The sequence below is a fragment of the Pseudoxanthomonas sangjuensis genome (assembly GCF_010211755.1).
Classification (GTDB): domain Bacteria; phylum Pseudomonadota; class Gammaproteobacteria; order Xanthomonadales; family Xanthomonadaceae; genus Pseudoxanthomonas_A; species Pseudoxanthomonas_A sangjuensis.
In genome coordinates this window covers 59,440-76,696 of the sequence record NZ_PDWR01000012.1, presented here as the reverse complement: position 1 = coordinate 76,696, position 17,257 = coordinate 59,440, and the positions used below count along the sequence as shown (strand labels likewise).

Here is a 17,257-nt window from a genome sequence, read left to right as displayed (position 1 = left end):
CCGCGCCGCCGCGATCGGCGCTTGCGGACCATTCCGCCGGGCCGCCCGGTTTCCGGCCGCGGCCCACGCCGCTGGTGCAAAGGACATCGCTTAACGATTCCTGCGCTAGTCTGTGCGCCGCTGCAGGACCGAAACGAGGTGTCGCATGCCGAATACGGTTCCCCCGCGCTCGCCCGCGCGCCGTCGCACGCTGCAATCGCTGGCCCTGGCCGGCGTGTCGCCGTGGCTTCCCGCCTTCGGCAAGTCGAAGCCGGAACGCAAGCTCGGCGTGGCCCTGGTCGGGCTGGGCGGCTATGCCGGCAACCTGCTGGCGCCGGCGCTGCAACTGACGAAGCACTGCCGGCTGGCCGGCATCGTCACCGGTTCGCCGGAGAAGATCGCGCCGTGGCAACGCAAGTACGGCATCCCCGACAAGAATGTCTACGACTACGGCAACTTCGAGCGCATCGCCGACAACCCGGACATCGACGTCGTCTACATCGTACTGCCGACGTCGATGCACGCCGAGTACACGATCCGCGCCGCCGGCACCGGCAAGCACGTCTGGTGCGAGAAGCCGATGGCGATGACCGCGGCCGAGGCGCGGTCGATGATCGACGCCTGCACGAAGAACAAGGTGCGGCTGGCGATCGGCTATCGCCTGCAGCACGAGCCGATCACGCAGCAGGTCGTCGCCTGGGCGAAGGAGAAGCCGTACGGAAAGCCGCTGAAGCTGCGCGCCGAGGCCGGCTACCGCGGTTACAGCGAAGGCTACGACCCGGACAACTGGCGCCTGGACCCGAAGCGTGGCGGCAACCCGCTGTACGACATGGGCGTGTATGCGATCAACGCCGCGCGCTACGCCAGCGGGCTGGAGCCGGTCGCGGTGACCGCGAAGGCGGAGGTGAAGCGGCCAGAGATCTTCCGCGGCATGGAAGAGACGATGCGCTTCCGGCTGGAATTCCCCGGCGGCCTGTTCGCCGATTGCATGACCAGCTACGGCGAGAATTCGAACATCCTGCGGGTCGATTGCGAGAGGGGGTGGCACGAGGTTTCGCCGTTCCAGGTCTATTCCGGCAACCGCGGCCGGACCAGCGACGGCAAGGCGCTGGATGCGTCGCTCGGCCCGCAGCCGCGCATGCAGGCGAAGCAGATGGACGACGACGCGCTGGCGCTGATGCAGGGCGCGCTGTTCATCGCGCCCGGCGAAGAAGGCCTGCGCGACCTGCGGGTGATCGACGCGACCTTCGCCTCGGCGAAGGCGGAGGGGAAGCGGGTGGAGATCGCGCGGGGCTGAATCAGCCGGGGATGAAGGGAAACACGATCTTCAGCAGTCCCTTCAATCCGCCCTCGGCGGTGCTGGCGATCGCCTTGGCGCCGAGGCTGTTGAGCGCGTTGCGCGCGTCTTCCCAGCGCAGTTTGGTGATGTCCTTCTTCAGCAGGTCGGCGACCTCCTCGGAGGCCGGGGCGAGCTTCTTCAGTTCCTTCGCGATCTTCCCGGCGTCCGGCTGCAGGTAACCCCATTTCTCGGCGATCTTGAGCAGCGTGTCGAAGCGCACCGCGACGACTTCGCGGTTGCGTTCGTACACCGGCAGCGCGCCGACGTCGAGGATGGCCTGGTCGAAGCGCTGGGCGTCGTCGGGGTGTTCGATGCGCACGGCGAGGAAGCCGTCCTTGCGGCTGCGTTCGCTGACGTGCTTGGCGCCGCTGCGCAGGTTGGCCTCGGTCAGCACGTTGGCGACGATGCGGCGCAGCGCGGTGTCGTCGTCCTCGGGCACGAGGGCGCGCCAGCGGGCGTAGCCGTCGCGGCGCAGCGCCTTGACCTTGGCCGGGGTGACGCGCAGTTTCGCGGCGACGGCGGCGTTGCCTTCGTCGCGGCCGATGGCGCCGTCGCGTTCCAGCAGGACGAAGATCAGCAGTTCCAGGTCGCGCTTGGTCAGCGACTGGAAGCCCTGCAGCAGGGTCAGGCGCAGGAATTCGTCGGCGAACGCGGCGGGGTTCTTGAGTTCGATGGGGTTCTGCATGGCGGGGCCTCCACTAGGCGGATAGCTTGCCATGGCGAGGTTGCAGAGAGTGAGACCGGATATTGCTGTTCTGAATGGTCAGGTATGGCGTTGAAAATGAATGCTGGTCAGAACTGGTAGGGCGGGTCTCGACCCGCCTTGCGCGATCTTGCAGGATGCTCAATGGCGGGCCATGACCCGCCCTATGCTTCAATGGTTCTACGAATTTTCGAATCTTTCGGGGGCGGCATGAAATTTTCGTCGTTGGCGATAATCGCATTCCTTGTGGCAGTCGCCACTTTTCCTGTGCACGGGCAGCAGGCCGAACCGGACGATCAGCCGCCTTCGGTCGAACCGAACTACGTCGCCGATCCATCCTCGCTGGACCAGGAAAAGATCGCGTGGATGCAGAAGAAGCTGCTCGACTGGCCGCAACTCGCCCGCTACCGCGACGACAACGCCAGGCTGCCGGCAGAGGAAGAGGGCAGGGTCGTGTTCTACGGCGACTCCATCACCGACGGCTGGGGCCGCGTCGACGGCACCGAATTCTTCCCCGGCAAGCCCTACGTCAACCGCGGCATCTCCGGGCAGACCACCGCGCAGATGCTGCTGCGCTTCCGCCAGGACGTCATCGAACTCAAGCCCGCAGCCGTCGTCATCCTCGCCGGCACCAACGACATCGCCGGCAACACCGGTCCCGCGTCGCTCGACATGATCGAGGACAACCTGCGCTCGATGGTGGAGCTCGCCAAGGCCAACGGCATCCGTGCTGTCCTCGCCTCGGTCCTGCCCGCCAGCGCCTATCCGTGGCGACCCGGCTACAAACCCGCCGCGAAGATCCGCGCGCTCAACGAATGGATCCGCCAGTACGCGAAGGACAAAGGGCTGGTTTATCTCGATTACCACTCGGCGATGGCCAACGCCGAGGGCGGCCTCGATCCGAAGCTCGCGGCCGACGGCGTGCATCCGACGCCGGAGGGCTACAGGGTGATGGCGCCGCTGGCGCAGAAGGCCATCGATGCCGCGTTGAAGGAAGATTGAACAGGGCGCTGTGCGGTCAGGACGCCAACGCGTACGCCGCCAGCCCGAACGACAGCAACGCCGCGGTCACCGAGATCCACGCAAGCAACTGGGCCGACTGTACCCGCTTCTCGACCCGCTCCGCGCCGAGCTGCAGCACCTCCAGCGTCTTCTGCATGTCCGCGGCAAGCTTGCCGATCGAATCGGCGTTGGTCGCGGCGGCGTTCTGCAACTCCGCGATCTGCTCGTTGAGTATGTCGATGCGCAGCTGCTGCGAATTGTCCGCCTGCGGCGGCGTGCGCGTGAACAGCGGCTTGGCCATGCGGATGATATCCGGCAGGTAGGGCGCCGCGACGGCGATCCAGGAGCTTGCCATTTCCGGTTTCCTCATTGCCTTGGCGTCGCAAACACGGTGATCTCTTCGCGATCATGGTAAAGCTGTTTCGCGCGCGCGGTCAGCGGCTTGCCGGCCTTCTGCGCGAACAGGTCCAGGCAAAGCCGGGTTTCGTCCCAGCGCTTCTTCATCGGCAGTTTCAGGTTGAACACCGCGTGCCGGCACCAGCCTTCGCGGAACCACGCGGCCATGCGCTCGGCCACGCGGCGCGGCTGTTCGACCATGTCGCAGACCATCCAGTCCAGCGGCCGCGGCGGTTGCCAGTGGAAACCGTCCTCGCGCAGGTGCGTGACCAGCCCGGTGTCGAGCACGTGCTGGCGCAGCGGGCCGTTGTCGATGCTGCTGACGCGGATGCCGTGCCGGGTCAGCACCCAGGTCCAGCCGCCCGGCGCGGCGCCGAGGTCGGCGGCGGCCATGCCCGGTTTCAGCAACGCTTCGCGTTCGCGCGCGTCGAGCAGGACGAGGAAGGCTTCTTCCAGCTTCAGCGCCGAACGCGATGGCGCGTCCGGCAGCAGCTTCAGCCGCGGGATGCCGAGCGGCCACGGCGCGCTGTCGGCCGGATCGGCGACGGCGAGGAAAGCGTGGTCGCCATCGACGAAGGTCACGTGCAGGCGCGGCAGCTTCGGATTCTCCTTCTCGGTCAGCAGCCCGGCCTTGCGCAACGCCGGCCGCAGCGCGTTGCCGAAACTGCGCGCGAGGCCGGCCAGCGGCTTGGCGGCGTCGGAGTCCGGATGCTCCACCCATGCGTCGCCGAAACGCCCGCGTCCGCGCATCGCCTCCAGCATCGGCGCGATGCGGTCCTTCGGGTCCAGGCCGCGCAGTTCGGCGATCAGCGCGAGCTTCTGCCGCGCGAAGACCAGCTCGCGCCAGCGCAAGGCGGAAGCGATGCGCGCGTCGTCGCTGGCGAACACCGCGTAGCCGTCGTTGCGGCTGGCGCGCGCATAGCCGGCGATGCCGGCCTGTGCGGCGCGCTCGGTCAGCTCGGCCGCCAGTTCCGGCTCGAAGCCCTGGCGGCAGTAGCACAGCAGGCCGTCCATCAATAGCGCTGGCCGCCGTGCTCGCCGTAGGCGCGCAGCACTGCGCGCGCCTGCTCGCGCCGGATGTCGCGCACGACCTCGATGCCGCGCTTCTCCAGTTCGCCGATCCAGTCGGCGGGCAGCGGGCCTTCGTCGAATTCGGTCAGCTCCATCACGTCCTCGGCGCGCGCGCCGATCAGCAGGCGGTCGACGCCGGCCCAGACCGTCGCGCCATAGCATTGGCAGCACGGTTGCGCCGAGGTCGCCAGCGTCACCGGGCCGTCGTAGCGGTCGTTGATGCGGAACGCCTGCAGGCGTTGCTGCGCCAGCAGGAAGGCCATGTTCTCGGCGTGCGCCAGCGACGCGTTCTGCGGCACCACGCGGTTGACGCCGACCGAGACGATGCGGTGCTGCGGGTCGAACACGGCCGCGCCGAACGGCCCGCCGCTCGCCGCCTCGACGTTGATGCGCGCCAGTTCGATCGCCAGCGCGACCTTGTCCTCGTCGCCGGGATACGTCGCCGCGGCGTCGATGCGTTCGTGCACCCATGCCGGCAGCGTGAGATGGACCTGCGCGTACAGCATCAGCGCACCGGCACCGCGTTTTCCATCACCACGCCCGCGCTTTCGCACCGGTTCGCGACGCACTTGCACGAGTCGATGTTCCTGAAGCCGCACACGCCGACGCGGCCGCTGGCGCGGCATTCCGCCTGCACGCCGGCGGGGTCGGTGGGGCTGTCCTTGTTGACGCACATCGGGTAGTAGCCGCAGCAGTTGCCGACGTCCTTGACCGCGCAGTCGGCGTCGGTCCGGCACGTGAGGTCGAGCTCGACCTTGCCCGACCTGACCCGCGCCGGCGCGTCGGCTTGCGGCGGTGGGGCCGGCAACGGCGTCATTTCGGCGGGTGCCGCCGCGGTTCCGGCGGGCGGCGCGGCTTCCGGCGCGGCGCAGGCGGCCAGCGCCAGCACGAGGAGCAGGGCAAGCATCCGGCGCATGGGCATCTCCTTGGTCGCGGCGGGCGATGCGGAAATTCTAAGTCAGGTGCGGCGCAGCGCGCGGTAGGGCGGCGTGGCCATCACCATTTCGGCCAGCGAGTAGGCCAGTTCGCGCTCGGCCATCACCGCGCCGTCGGCGCCGTGCTCCAGCAGGTGCTTCACCTCGGCGTCGCTGTGCGCGCGCGCCAGCAGGGTCAGCGACGGGTTGATCGCGCGCAGCTTGGCGATGGCCTCGCCGGCCTCCAGCGGCTGCGGGATCGCCAGCACCACGATCTTGGCGCGATCGGGGTGCGCTTCGGCCAGCACCTTGTCGGCGGCGGCGCTGCCGCGGATCGCGGGGATGCCGGCGGCATGCGCGTGTTCGACGTGGTCGCGGTTGTCGTCGATGACGATCACCGGCACGCCGCGTTCGCGCAGCACGCGCACCAGCGAACTGCCGACCCGGCCATAGCCGATCACGATGGCGTGATCGCTCAGTTCCAGCGAAGGGCCGGGCGGCGCTTCGGGTTCGGCCGGCCGCGGCGCTTCGGCCTCCTGTTTCGCCTGCCAGCGGTCGACCGCGGCGAACATCAGCGGGTTGGCGATGATCGACAGCAGGGCGCCGGCCAGGATCAGGTCGTGGCCGGCCTTCGGCAGGATGCCCAGCTCCAGGCCGAGCGCGGCGAGGATGAAGGAGAATTCGCCGATCTGCGCCAGGCTGACCGCCACGGTCAGCGCGGTCAGCTTCGGCTGGCGGAACGCGCGCACCAGCACGTACGCGGCCAGCGACTGCCCGACCAGGATGATGCCCAGCACCGCCAGCACCTGCCACGGGTGATCGAGCAGCACGCGCGGGTCGAACAGCATGCCGACCGAGACGAAGAACAGCACCGCGAATGCGTCGCGCAGCGGCAGCGAGTCGGCGGCGGCCTTGTGGCTCAGTTCCGACTCGTTGAGCAGCATGCCGGCGAAGAACGCGCCCAGCGCGAACGACACGCCGAACAGCTGCGCCGACACGAAGGCCACGCCCAGCGCGATCGCCAGCACGCACAGGGTGAACAGTTCGCGCAGGCCGGTGTGCGCCACGCGCGCCAGCGTCCACGGGATGGCGCGGCGGCCGACCAGCAGCATGAATGCGACGAACAGGCCCAGCTTGAGCAGCGTCCACGCCAGCGACTTCAGCGTGCCGGCCAGGCTGCCGCCGTCGCCGTGCGCGGCCGAGGCCAGCACCGGCAGGAACACCAGCGCCAGCACCATCGCCAGGTCCTCGACGATCAGCCAGCCGATCGCGATGCGCCCGCGCCGGGTGTCGAGCAGGCGGCGTTCCTCCAGCGCGCGCAGCACGACCACGGTGCTGGCCACCGACAGCGCCAGACCGAACACGAAGCCCTCGAACGGGTTCCAGCCCATGCCCCAGGCCAGCGCCCAGCCGAGCAGCGTGGCGACGGCGATCTGCGCGATCGCGCCGGGGATCGCGATGGTCCTCACTTCCAGCAGGTCTTCCAGCGAGAAGTGCAGGCCCACGCCGAACATCAGCAGCATCACGCCGATTTCCGACAACTGGTTGGCCAGCGCCTGGTCGGCGATGAAGCCGGGGGTGAACGGGCCGACCACCACGCCGGCCAGCAGGTAGCCGACCAGCGGCGACAGCCGCAACCGGTTGGCGAGCGCGCCGAGCACGAAGGCCACGGCCAGGCCCACCGCGATGATGCTGATCAGGTCGGTGTCGTGGTGCATCGGTCGGTTTCGTATTGCAGGAGGCGCAGTGTCGCCGATGCGCGGGTTCCGCCGCAAACCTCCGCGGCCCGTGGCGTTTGACTCGCGCCGGGGCCATGGCCAGACTCGGCCGCGGAGAATCCGACGAGGGGATGGTCATGGTGGACACGCAAGCAAGCGCGCTGGCGAAGCGCGCCGCACTCCTGTTGTTGCTGTCGCTGCCGGCGTTCGCGGCGGTGGCGGCGAACCCGGTGCAGGTGCGCCTGGACGCGTCGATGGCGCAACCGGCCGCGGGCCGGCTGCTGGTGTTCGCGATCCCCGCCGCCGAGGCGGAGGCGATGGCGAAGGACGGCAAGGTCGACAAGGTCGATGCCAGCCTTTCCCGGCCAACCCTGGTCAGCGTCGCCGCGACCGAGGTCGCGCACCTGGCGCCGGGCGGCGCGGTCGCGCTGGATACCGACGCGCTGGCGTTCCCCGCCGGCTTCTCGGCGCTGCCGAAGGGCGACTACTACCTGCAGGCGGTGCTCGACCGCAACCACGACTACAACTACGGCGGCCGCGGCGCCGGCGACCTGGTCAGCAAGGTCGTCGCGACGCGACTGCCGGCGAAGAAGCCGCCGGTCCTGTCGCTGGACGAAACCCTGCCGGCGCGCGGCGGGCCGTGGCAGATGCCGGCGCAGGCGATGAGCGAAGCCACGAAGAAGCACCTCGACGCCGCGCGCGAGCACGCCAAGCCCTTCGCATTCGCCAGCCCGGCGCTGGCCGCGTTCTGGGGCCGCGAGGTGCGCATGCGCGGCTGGGTGCTGCTGCCGCCGGATTACGCAACGGGCGAGGGCCGCTATCCCACCGTCTACTTCACCCACGGCTTCGGCGGCAATTTCGACCGCCTGAGCGCCAGCGCGGCGATGTACTACGGCGCGATGGCCGAAGGGCAGATCCCGCCGATGGTCTGGGTGTTCCTGGACGAATCCGGCCCCACCGGCACCCACGAGTTCGCCGATTCGGTCAACAACGGCCCGTGGGGCCGGGCGCTGACCGAAGAACTGATCCCGTGGCTGGAAACGCAGTACCGCATGGACGGCAAGCCGTCCGGGCGCTTCCTCACCGGGCATTCGTCCGGCGGCTGGGCCACGCTGTGGCTGCAGGTGGCGTACCCGAAGCTGTTCGGCGGCACCTGGTCGACTTCGCCCGATTCCAGCGACTTCCGCGACTTCACCGGCCCCGACATCTACGCGGCCAACGCGAACGTCTACCGCAAGCCGGACGGCTCGGCGTATCCGCTGGTGCGCGGCGACGGCAAGGTGATGGCCACGTTCGAACAGTTCGCCAGACTCGAGCGCGTGCTCGGCGAATACGGCGGGCAGATGGCCTCGTTCGACTGGGTGTTCTCGCCGCGCGGCGCGGACGGCCGGCCGCAGCCGATGTTCGATCGCGACAGCGGCGCGGTCGATCCGCAGGTCGCCGCGTACTGGCGCGAGCATTACGACATCGCCTACCGGCTGAAGACGCAGTGGCCGGCGCTGAAGCCGGACCTGGACGGCAAGATCCACGTCATCGTCGGCGACGCCGACACCTTCTACCTGGATGGCGCCGCGCGCAGGCTGAAGGAAGTGCTGGACGGCCTCGGCGCGAAGGCCGAGGTGCGCTTCGTCCCCGGTCGCAGCCATTTCGACCTGTACGCCGAGGGCGACGACCGCCAGGCGCTGGCGAAGAGGATCGCGTGGGAGATGTGGGCCGTCGCGCGGCCCGGTTCCGCGCTCAGGCCGCCGGTGCGGACGCAGCCCGAGGCCGGGGCCGCGCACTGAACCGGGACAAGGCGGGAACCCCCGCGGATGCGGGGGTTCCCGTTCCGTCGCGCCGGGTTCGGCTCACCACTTGTAGGCGGCGCGCGCGTACAGGTAGGCGCCGTTGAAGCCGGTCGGCGACTGGCTGCTGTAGGGGAACTGGCCGCTGTTGGAGTTGGCGAAGATCGTTTCGTCCGGGTACTCGTCGAGGATGTTGTCGCCGCCGATGGTCAGCGTCCAGTTCGCGTCCGCCTTGAACGCGACGGACGCGTCCAGCAGCCACTTGGCGCCGTAGGTCTGGTCGTTGGCCGGGTTGCTGGAATTGCGGGTGGTGAACTCGCCGTAGCGGGTCGCGCCGAGATTGAAGTCCCAGCGCTGCAGGTTCCAGGCCGCGCCCAGCGCCAGCTTGTCGCGCGGGAAGCCTTCCTCGATGCGGCCGCGTTCGTCGCGGCCGATGCGCTCCAGGTTGGCGCCCAGCGCCTCCAGTTCCTCCGGGTTCGGCGCCACGCGCGTCACCTCGGTCTTGTTGTAGTTGTAGCCGGCGGTCAGGTTCAGCGTGCCGGACTGCAGCGGCAGCGCGTAGGTGCCGACGAGGTCGACGCCCTTGGTGGTGGTGTCGATGGCGTTGGTGAAGTAGCGCGCGCTGGTGACGCCGTTGATGCCGAGGCCGGCCAGCAGTTCCTGCGCGGCGGCGTTGCCGGCCAGCGGGATGTTCGACGACAGCACGATGCGGTCGTCGATCCCGATCCGGTAGGCGTCGATGGTCACGTACAGGCGGTCGACCGGCTGCAGCACCAGGCCCAGCCCGGACGACAGCGAGGTTTCCGCCCGCAGCGGGTCGGCGCCCAGCGCCTGCGCGGCGGCGCTGGCGGCGGGGAAGGTGCCGGATTCGAAGAACTGGCCGTTGACGGAGTTGCTGGTCACCGCCTGGTAGTTCTGCTGCGCCAGCGACGGCGCGCGGAAACCGCTGGCCACGGGGCCGCGCAGCGCGACCTTGTCGCTGAAGGCGTAGCGCGCCGACAGCTTGCCGGAGGTTTCGCTGCCGAAGTCCGAGTAGTCCTCGTAGCGTCCGGCGGCGCCGGCGGAGAACCTGTCGGTGATGTCGGCTTCCAGCCCGGCGTACACGGCGTAGTTGTGGCGGTCCGAATGCACGGCGTTGAGCGGGGTGAAGCCGGCGAAGCCCTGCGCGCCCGAACCGGTGTAGGAATCCGGATGGCCCGGCGACTGGTTCCACTTCTCTTCGCGGTATTCGGCGCCGAACGACAGCGTCGCCGGATAGGCCAGGCCCCAGTCGAGGGTCTTCGAGAAATCCGCGTTCAGCGCGTTCTGGGTGTATTCCAGCGCGCCGTCGTAGAAGCGCGACGGGCTGTCCGCGCCCAGGCTGTAGTTGATGCTGTTCTGGGTGTGGAAGAACAGGTGGTTGTAGCCGTAGTCGTAGCTGACGTCCCAGTTCCAGCCGCCGTCGGTGCCGCCTTTCGCGCCAAGCACCAGCGAGCGGTCCTGCGACAGCTGGTTGATCTCCGGCACGTAGCCGTCGGGGTAGACCTGCGCCAGCAACGCGCCCTGGCCGCTGTGGTTCGGCGAACGGTAGAACGCGAACGAGGTGATGTCGCGGTTGCCGGCGATCGCGGTGGCGTAGGCGCTGGCGTTGTCGCTGAAGTCGAAGGCGGCGTTGGCGGACACGACGCCGGCATCGACCTTGGGGTCGCCGTAGACGAAGGCGACTTCGCCGACGTCGGGGTTGTTGCCGGTGTTCGGCGCGGTGCCCTGGTACGGGCCGGCGCGGTCGGTTTCATCCTGCCTGGCCAGCTGCGCGGCCACGTGCAGCTGGCCGCGGCCGTCGGCGAAGCCGACGCCGGCGTCGCCGGACAGTTGCAGCAGCGCGCCGTCGCCGGCCGAATACTGGCCGGCGTCGACCGCCAGGCTGCCGCCCTTGCCCGAGCCCTTCAGCACGATGTTGACCACGCCGGCGATGGCGTCGGAACCGTATTGCGCCGAGGCGCCGTCGCGCAGCACTTCGACGCGTTCGATGGCGGAAACCGGGATCGCGTTCAGGTCCACCGCCGACGAACCGCGGCCGATGGTGCCGTTGACGTTGACCAGCGCCGAGACGTGGCGGCGCTTGCCGTTGACCAGCACCAGCACCTGGTCCGGCGACAGCCCGCGCAGCTGCGCCGGGCGCACGCCGCTGGTGCCGTCGGTGATGGCCGGGCGCGGGAAGTTCAGCGACGGCAGCGCGCGCGCCAGCGCGGTGGCCAGTTCGGTGGTGCCGGTGGATTGCAGCGCTTCGGGGGTGATGATGTCGATCGGCGACTGCGATTCGGCGACGGTGCGGTCGCTGACGCGGGTGCCGGTGACGATCACCGTGTCCAGCGTGCTGGCTTGCCTGTCCGCGGCGCCGTCCTGGGCGAAGGCGGGGGCGGCGATCAGGGCGGCGGCGATGGCGGAAGCCAGCGGGGAAATCTTGCGGGGCATGGAAGGACTCCGGAAACGAGGGGGGAGGGGGAGCGGGCACCGGCGCCAGGTCGGGTCGCCGGGCCGGGCGGGTCGAATCGTGTCGCCATGAGGCGGTTCGAACCCGGGGCACCGAAGTCAAATAATGGTTAAGCGATAGAATTGCGTCGCAGGAATCCTGTTCATCTGCATATTCTTTCCGGTTATTAGCCAGCAATCCCGATGATTTCCTTCCGCAATTTCGCCCTGCGCCGGGGCGAACGCCTGCTGCTGTCCAACGTCGACCTGGCCCTGCACGCGGGCTACAGGGTCGGCGTGGTCGGGCGCAACGGTGCCGGCAAGTCCAGCCTGTTCGCCGCGCTGCGCGGCGAAATCGAGGCGGACAAGGGCGACATCGAGGTTTCCGGCCGCCTGCGCATCGCCAGCGTCGCGCAGGAAACCCCGTCGCTGCCGGACGCCGCGATCGACTTCGTGCTGGGCGGCGACACCGAGGTCGCCGCGGCGCTGAAGGCCGAGGCCGATGCCACTGCCGCCGAGGACTGGGACGCGGTCGCCGCCGCGCACCTGCGCATCGCCGAACTCAACGGCTACGACGCCGAGGCGCGCGCCGGCCGGCTGCTGCACGGCCTCGGCTTCCCCGCCGACACCCATCGCAGGCCGGTGTCGGCGTTCTCCGGCGGCTGGCGCGTGCGCCTGAACCTGGCCCGCGCGCTGATGATGCCGTCGGACCTGCTGCTGCTCGACGAGCCGACCAACCACCTCGACATGGACGCGGTGCTGTGGCTCGAGCAGTGGCTGCTGAAGTATCCGGGCACGCTGCTGCTGATCTCGCACGACCGCGAGTTCCTCGACAACGTCGCCACCCACACGCTGCACCTGCACGGCGGCGGCGCGAAACTGTACGTCGGCGGCTACACCGACTTCGAACGCCAGCGCGCGGAACAGTTGCGGCAACAGCAAATCGCGTTCGAGAAGGAACAGGCCGAGCGCGCGCACCTGCAGAGCTTCATCGACCGCTTCAAGGCCAAGGCGAGCAAGGCGCGGCAGGCGCAAAGCCGGATGAAGCGGCTGGCCAAGCTCGCCGGCACCGAGGCGGTGCGCGTGGAGCGCGAGTTCCGCATCGAGTTCGCACCGCCGCCGAAGCTGCCGCACTCGCTGATCCGCATCAACCATGGCGAAGCCGGCTACGGCCGCGACGCGGTGATCCTGCGCGACGTCGGCTTCGGCCTGGAGGCCGGCGACCGCATCGGCCTGCTCGGTCCCAACGGCGCCGGCAAGACCACGCTGGTGAAGACGCTGGTCGGCGAGCTGTCGCTGCTGGCCGGCGAGCGCAGCGCGCACCCGGACCTGCGCATCGGCTACTTCGCCCAGCACACGGTCGAGTCGCTGCACGAAGGCCAGTCGCCGATCGACCACTTCCGCGAGATCTCGCCGGACGCGCCGACCCAGGCGTTCCGCGATTTCCTCGGCAAGTGGAACTTCCCCGGCGACCGCGCGTTCGAGCCGGTCGACGGCTTCTCGGGCGGCGAACGCGCGCGCCTGGCGCTGTCCCTGATCGCGTGGCAGCAGCCGAACGTGCTGCTGCTCGACGAACCGACCAACCACCTCGACCTGGAGATGCGCGAAGCGCTGGCCGAGGCGTTGAGCGACTTCGACGGCGCCATCGTCATGGTCAGCCACGACCGCCACCTGATCGGCCTGGTCTGCGACACGTTCTGGCGCGTCGCCGACGGCGCGGTCGAGCCGTTCGACGGCGACCTGGACGAATACGCGGCGTGGCTGCGCACGCGCCCGGCGGCGCAGGGCACCAGGCAGAAGATGGCCGAGCTCGCGCCGGCGCCGCCGCCCAAGCCGGTGTCCGCGCCGGCGAAGAAACCGCCGAACCCGCACAAGCTGGCCGAGGCCGAGGCGAAGGTGGCGAAGTTCGAGGAAAAGCTCGCCGCCATCGACGCGCAGCTGGCCGATCCGCAATTCTTCTCCGATGCGGCGAAGCTGGCCGAACTGGGCCGCGAGCGCGAAGCCGTGCAGCGCGGGCTGGAAGCGGCCGAGCAGGCGTGGTCGGCGCTGTACGACGCCGCTTAACCATTCCCTAAGCCGCCAGCGATTAGGAATTGGCGGGAACTGCCCCCCCCCACGGAAGGACCGCATGAGCAAGGAACTGGTCTACCTGCTGCTGATCTTCGCCCTGCTGGTGATCCCGCGCGCGCTGCAGCGCTGGAAGATCCCGGCGCCGCTGACCTGCCTGGCGTTCGGCATCGGCGCGATGCTGTGGCTGGGCGAGCGCACGCACGACCCGGTGATCGTGCTGCTGTCCACGCTGGGCATTTCCTCGCTGTTCCTGTTCGCCGGCCTGGAAGTCGACCTGGCCGAACTGCGCCGCGGCCTGTGGCCGCTGCTGGCGCACCTGGCCGTGCGCGGCGCCACGCTGGCCGGCACGGCGTGGCTGGCGTGGCGCTATTTCGACCTGCCGTGGCAGCCGGCGGCGTTGCTGGCGCTGGCCCTGCTGACTCCCTCGACCGGCTTCATCCTCGACACCCTGGCCCGGCTGGGCCTGGACGCGAACGAGCGGTTCTGGGTCACCAGCAAGGCCATCGCCGGCGAAATCCTCGCCCTGGCCGCGTTGTTCGTGGTGCTGCAGGCCGGCGACCCGCTGCGCATGGGCCTGTCCACCGCGGCCATGCTGGCGATGCTGGCGGGGCTGCCGCTGTTCTTCGTGGCCATGGGCCGCTGGGTGGCGCCGCACGCGCCGGGTTCGGAATTCTCGCTGCTGGTGATGGTGGGCATGGTCGCGGCCTTCATCACCTACAAGCTGGGCGTGTACTACCTGGTCGGCGCCTTCATCGCCGGCCTGGTCGCGCGCCTGCTGCAGGCGCGGATGCCGTCGCTGGCCTCGCACGACAACCTGCACGCGCTGCGCCTGTTCGCCTCGTTCTTCGTGCCGTTCTATTTCTTCGAGGCGGGCACCAAGGTGCCGGCCGGGGCGCTGAGCGTGGACGCGCTGGCGATCGGCCTGGCCATGACCCTGCTGGTGCTGCCGCTGCGCATCGGCATGGTCTGGGTGCAGCGGCGGTTGCTGTTCGGCGAAAGCGCGCGCAGCAGCCTGCGCGTGTCGTTGGCGCTGACCCCGACCCTGGTGTTCACCCTGGTGCTGGCGGCGGTCCTGCGCACGCGCTTCGCCGTGCCCGACGCGTTGTTCGGCGGCCTGTTGCTGTACGCCGCGTTGAATACCCTGCTGCCGTCGCTGGTGTTCCGTTCGCCGTTCGACATCGATCCGATCGAGAACGAGCCGAGCGAGCCGCGCGCGCCGGCGGCCGGCGGTGCGGCCGCGACGCTGCTTCCCCCGGGAACCTCGGAACTGCATGCCGGCGGCGGGAAGTCCGCGCCACCGGATCCTTGACCCCGCCGCCCGCGCCGCACCACGGCCGGACGGGCCGCATCGGGGTCACTTCGCGATCAGCACCAGCACCGAGCGGCCCTGCAGGCCGTAGCTCGTCCATTCGCCGCCGATGAAATCCTCGGTGCCGGGCAGCTTCACCGTCCCGCCGCCTTCGTTCCACGTCGCGGTGTCGGTGACCCGGTACCATTGCTTGCCGTTGCCCGGCCACGGCAGCGTGAAGTTCACCTGCCCGGACCAGCCGTTGTAGGCGACGTAGATCGCGCTGGCCGGATCGCCGAATTCGCTGCCATCGATGCGCCAAGCGATCGCGTGGTTGTTGACGTCGTTGAAGTAGGCGGCGTCGGCCTGCGCGCCGTCCGGCCTGAACCAGCGCAGCTGTTCCATCACGTTGCCGTTGTTGTCCGCGCCCGAATAGAACGCGGACGGGCGCAGCGACGGATGCGCCTTGCGGAACGCGATCAGACGTTGGGTGAAGGTCTGGAAATCCGCCTCGTAGCCGTCGCGGGTCCAGTACAGCCAGTTCGCCGGCGAATCCAGGTTGTACGGATTGTTGTTGCCGAACAGCGTGCGCAGCGCTTCGTCGCCGCCGGTGAGCATCGGCACGCCGGCGCTGAGCAGCTGCAGGGCCATGCCGGTACGCGCGGCCTTGCGCTGGTCGGCGGCGACGCCGCCCTGGTTCCAGCTGTTGTTGTTGTCCTCGCCGCCGTCGGACGGTCCGTACGGCCAGGCCTGGTTGTTCTGCTTGCTGTTGTAGGCGTACAGGTCGTTCAGCGTGAAGCCGTCGTGGGCGACGAGGAAGTTCACCGAATGCCACGGCTTGCGGCCGTCGTCCCCGTACAGGTCGGACGAACCGGCGAAGCGCGTCGCCAGCGTGCCGGTGGTGACGGTTTCGACGCCGAGCTTGTTCTGCTTCTTGCGGACGGCATCGCGGAAACCGCCGTTCCATTCCGACCACCCGCTGGGGAAGCCGCCGACCTGGTAGGAGTTGCCGCCGATCGCCCACGGCTCGGCGATCAGGTCGACGCCGCTGCCGCCGGCCGCGGGGCGCGGCGGCAGTTCGGCGACGATGCGGTTCAGCGCATTGCCGGAATCCATCTTGTCGAAGTTGAAGCAGCCGTGCTGGCAGGTGTTGCCGAGCACCGAGGCGAGATCGAAGCGGAAGCCGTCCACGCCCAGCGCGTCGCGCCAGTACGCCAGCGAGTCGACGATCAGGTCCTGCGCGATCGTGTTGCGGGTGTTGTAGTTGCCGCCGACGCCGGTGTTGTCCCACGAATGCTGGTAGTCGCCGGTCAGCGAGTAGTAGGTTGGGTTGTCGAGGCCGCGCCACGACAGGACGTTGTAGACGCTCACCCCATCGGTGCCGCCCCACGCGCCGCCCTCGCCGGTGTGGTTGTAGACCACGTCGATGTAGACCTTGATGCCGGCATCGTGGAAGGCCTTGACCATCGACTTCCATTCGCGGGTCGGGCCGCCGGGGCTCTTGTCCGACGAATAACGGCGGTCCGGCGCGAACCAGTTCAGGGTCATGTAGCCCCAGTAGTTGTCGCCGCTGTCCGAATCCGGGTCGATGTCGTTCTGGTCGTTCTGGGTTTCCTGCACCGGCAGGAACTCGACCGCGGAGACCCCGAGGCCGGCGAGATACGCGGCCTTCGTCGCCGCGCCGGCATAGGTGCCGCGCAGCGCCACCGGCAGCGAGGTGTCGTTCATCGTCAGCCCGCGCAGGTGCACCTCGTAGACGATGTCGTCCTTGAAGGCGCGGGTCGGCTTGGTGCCGGTGGAAGTGGCGTCCGCCGCCAGCACGATGCCCTTCGGCGCGCAGGCGCCGCTGTCCTTGTTGCGGTGGCTGGCGCCGCTGGCGTAGATCGTGCCGTCGGTGCAACTGGCGGTCTGGGGGTCCTGGCTGATTTCGACCGCATAGGGGTCGAGCAGCAGCTTGTTCGGGTTGAAGCGGTTGCCGCCGGCGTCGACGTCGCTGACGAAGCCCGTGCCGCTGCCCTTGGTCCAGCCGCTGTTGTAAGGCCAATTCGGGCCCCACGCGCGGTAGCCGTAGTAGACCGTGCCGGTGATGCCGTACGAGTTCCGCAGCGTGGCCACCGAAACCGTCTTCGACCAGACGTTGCTCGCGGCGTCCTTGGTCAGCACGTAGCGCACCCTTTCCTGCGCGCCGGACGCGGTCTTGTACAGCCACACCTCGATGCGGCTGGCCCGCGACGAATAGACGCGGAAGGTGATGTTGCCCTGCGACGCGTCGTATTTGGCGCCCAGGTTCTGCGCGTTGATCGCCGCCTGCACGTTCGCCGATGGCGCGAACAGCAATGCCGCGAGGGACAGCAACAGCGGGAGGAACAGCCACGACAACCGGTTCCGCATGACGTCGTCCTTTTCGGGAAGTGGATATGCGTGGGGGCGGGCAAAGTATCGGGGACGGTGCGGGCGCAACATGGGCGGCTGCATTCGTATTCATCGCGGGCCCCAATCCCGCGGGCGCCGGGCGCGGCCCCCCGGTCGCGGCGCCGGAAAG

13 protein-coding genes are annotated in these 17,257 nt (G+C 69.2%); 5 read left to right on the top strand and 8 right to left on the bottom strand.

Annotated elements, in window-relative coordinates; translation table 11 throughout:
* Positions 1 to 145 precede the first annotated feature (145 nt).
* Complete coding sequence (locus CSC71_RS08210; RefSeq protein WP_162373875.1) at positions 146 to 1,276, top strand: Gfo/Idh/MocA family protein; 1,131 nt, start codon at positions 146 to 148, stop codon at positions 1,274 to 1,276.
* A 1-nt stretch (position 1,277) separates the two neighbouring features.
* On the opposite strand, the gene CSC71_RS08205 is transcribed toward CSC71_RS08210, so the two are convergent.
* Positions 1,278 to 2,003 carry a hypothetical protein gene (locus CSC71_RS08205; RefSeq protein WP_162373874.1) on the bottom strand — a complete coding sequence of 242 codons (726 nt, stop codon included), beginning with the start codon at positions 2,001 to 2,003 and terminating at the stop codon, positions 1,278 to 1,280.
* A gap of 228 nt (positions 2,004 to 2,231) precedes the next feature.
* Between CSC71_RS08205 and CSC71_RS08200 the strand changes: the two genes are divergently transcribed.
* Positions 2,232 to 3,023, top strand: coding sequence for an SGNH/GDSL hydrolase family protein (locus CSC71_RS08200; RefSeq protein WP_162373873.1), 792 nt, complete (start codon positions 2,232 to 2,234; stop codon positions 3,021 to 3,023).
* 16 nt (positions 3,024 to 3,039) lie between these two features.
* On the opposite strand, the gene CSC71_RS08195 is transcribed toward CSC71_RS08200, so the two are convergent.
* The 5 genes from CSC71_RS08195 to ybaL are packed head-to-tail and all read right to left on the bottom strand — an operon-like array spanning position 3,040 to position 7,122.
* A complete protein-coding gene (locus CSC71_RS08195) occupies positions 3,040 to 3,378 on the bottom strand; it encodes a hypothetical protein (protein WP_162373872.1) in 339 nt (112 codons plus the stop codon).
* Positions 3,379 to 3,389: 11 nt separating this feature from the next.
* On the bottom strand, positions 3,390 to 4,433 hold the full coding sequence (rlmM, locus tag CSC71_RS08190) for a 23S rRNA (cytidine(2498)-2'-O)-methyltransferase RlmM (protein WP_162373871.1): 1,044 nt from the start codon (positions 4,431 to 4,433) through the stop codon (positions 3,390 to 3,392).
* On the bottom strand, positions 4,433 to 4,996 hold the full coding sequence (locus CSC71_RS08185) for a nucleoside deaminase (RefSeq protein ID WP_162373870.1): 564 nt from the start codon (positions 4,994 to 4,996) through the stop codon (positions 4,433 to 4,435). Before CSC71_RS08185 ends, rlmM begins: the two co-directional genes overlap by 1 nt.
* A complete protein-coding gene (locus CSC71_RS08180) occupies positions 4,996 to 5,406 on the bottom strand; it encodes a hypothetical protein (protein ID WP_170295392.1) in 411 nt (136 codons plus the stop codon). Before CSC71_RS08180 ends, CSC71_RS08185 begins: the two co-directional genes overlap by 1 nt.
* Before the next feature lie 42 nt (positions 5,407 to 5,448).
* Positions 5,449 to 7,122 carry a YbaL family putative K(+) efflux transporter gene (gene ybaL, locus CSC71_RS08175; protein WP_162373868.1) on the bottom strand — a complete coding sequence of 558 codons (1,674 nt, stop codon included), beginning with the start codon at positions 7,120 to 7,122 and terminating at the stop codon, positions 5,449 to 5,451.
* A gap of 137 nt (positions 7,123 to 7,259) precedes the next feature.
* On the opposite strand from ybaL, the gene CSC71_RS08170 reads away from it, so the two are divergent.
* A complete protein-coding gene (locus CSC71_RS08170; protein WP_162373867.1) occupies positions 7,260 to 8,906 on the top strand; it encodes an alpha/beta hydrolase-fold protein in 1,647 nt (548 codons plus the stop codon).
* A 63-nt stretch (positions 8,907 to 8,969) separates the two neighbouring features.
* Here CSC71_RS08170 and CSC71_RS08165 read toward each other — a convergent pair whose 3' ends face one another.
* Positions 8,970 to 11,360: a TonB-dependent receptor plug domain-containing protein gene (locus tag CSC71_RS08165; protein WP_162373866.1), complete on the bottom strand. Its 2,391-nt coding sequence runs from the start codon at positions 11,358 to 11,360 to the stop codon at positions 8,970 to 8,972.
* 201 nt (positions 11,361 to 11,561) lie between these two features.
* Between CSC71_RS08165 and CSC71_RS08160 the strand changes: the two genes are divergently transcribed.
* Together CSC71_RS08160 and CSC71_RS08155 are read left to right on the top strand one after the other, a co-directional pair.
* Positions 11,562 to 13,421, top strand: a complete 1,860-nt coding sequence (locus CSC71_RS08160) for an ABC-F family ATP-binding cassette domain-containing protein (RefSeq protein WP_162373865.1) — start codon at positions 11,562 to 11,564, stop codon at positions 13,419 to 13,421.
* A 64-nt stretch (positions 13,422 to 13,485) separates the two neighbouring features.
* The gene (locus tag CSC71_RS08155; protein ID WP_162373864.1) at positions 13,486 to 14,736 is read left to right on the top strand and encodes a cation:proton antiporter; all 1,251 of its coding nucleotides are present in this window, start codon (positions 13,486 to 13,488) and stop codon (positions 14,734 to 14,736) included.
* A gap of 45 nt (positions 14,737 to 14,781) precedes the next feature.
* On the opposite strand, the gene CSC71_RS08150 is transcribed toward CSC71_RS08155, so the two are convergent.
* Entirely contained in the window at positions 14,782 to 17,106 is a 2,325-nt protein-coding gene (locus CSC71_RS08150) for a glycogen debranching protein (protein ID WP_162373863.1), read from the bottom strand.
* Between the last annotated feature and the right edge of the window lie 151 nt (positions 17,107 to 17,257).

What these genes read in the sequence shown, in the direction of transcription:
- CSC71_RS08210 (WP_162373875.1), top strand. Translation starts at nt 146, where the DNA reads ATGCCGAATACGGTTCCCCCGCGCTCGCCCGCGCGCCGTCGCACGCTG.
- CSC71_RS08185 (WP_162373870.1), bottom strand. Translation starts at nt 4,996, where the DNA reads ATGCTGTACGCGCAGGTCCATCTCACGCTGCCGGCATGGGTGCACGAA.
- CSC71_RS08150 (WP_162373863.1), bottom strand. Translation starts at nt 17,106, where the DNA reads ATGCGGAACCGGTTGTCGTGGCTGTTCCTCCCGCTGTTGCTGTCCCTC.
- CSC71_RS08160 (WP_162373865.1), top strand. Translation starts at nt 11,562, where the DNA reads ATGATTTCCTTCCGCAATTTCGCCCTGCGCCGGGGCGAACGCCTGCTG.
- CSC71_RS08165 (WP_162373866.1), bottom strand. Translation starts at nt 11,360, where the DNA reads ATGCCCCGCAAGATTTCCCCGCTGGCTTCCGCCATCGCCGCCGCCCTG.
- ybaL (WP_162373868.1), bottom strand. Translation starts at nt 7,122, where the DNA reads ATGCACCACGACACCGACCTGATCAGCATCATCGCGGTGGGCCTGGCC.
- CSC71_RS08195 (WP_162373872.1), bottom strand. Translation starts at nt 3,378, where the DNA reads ATGGCAAGCTCCTGGATCGCCGTCGCGGCGCCCTACCTGCCGGATATC.
- CSC71_RS08155 (WP_162373864.1), top strand. Translation starts at nt 13,486, where the DNA reads ATGAGCAAGGAACTGGTCTACCTGCTGCTGATCTTCGCCCTGCTGGTG.
- rlmM (WP_162373871.1), bottom strand. Translation starts at nt 4,433, where the DNA reads ATGGACGGCCTGCTGTGCTACTGCCGCCAGGGCTTCGAGCCGGAACTG.
- CSC71_RS08205 (WP_162373874.1), bottom strand. Translation starts at nt 2,003, where the DNA reads ATGCAGAACCCCATCGAACTCAAGAACCCCGCCGCGTTCGCCGACGAA.
- CSC71_RS08170 (WP_162373867.1), top strand. Translation starts at nt 7,260, where the DNA reads ATGGTGGACACGCAAGCAAGCGCGCTGGCGAAGCGCGCCGCACTCCTG.
- CSC71_RS08200 (WP_162373873.1), top strand. Translation starts at nt 2,232, where the DNA reads ATGAAATTTTCGTCGTTGGCGATAATCGCATTCCTTGTGGCAGTCGCC.
- CSC71_RS08180 (WP_170295392.1), bottom strand. Translation starts at nt 5,406, where the DNA reads ATGCGCCGGATGCTTGCCCTGCTCCTCGTGCTGGCGCTGGCCGCCTGC.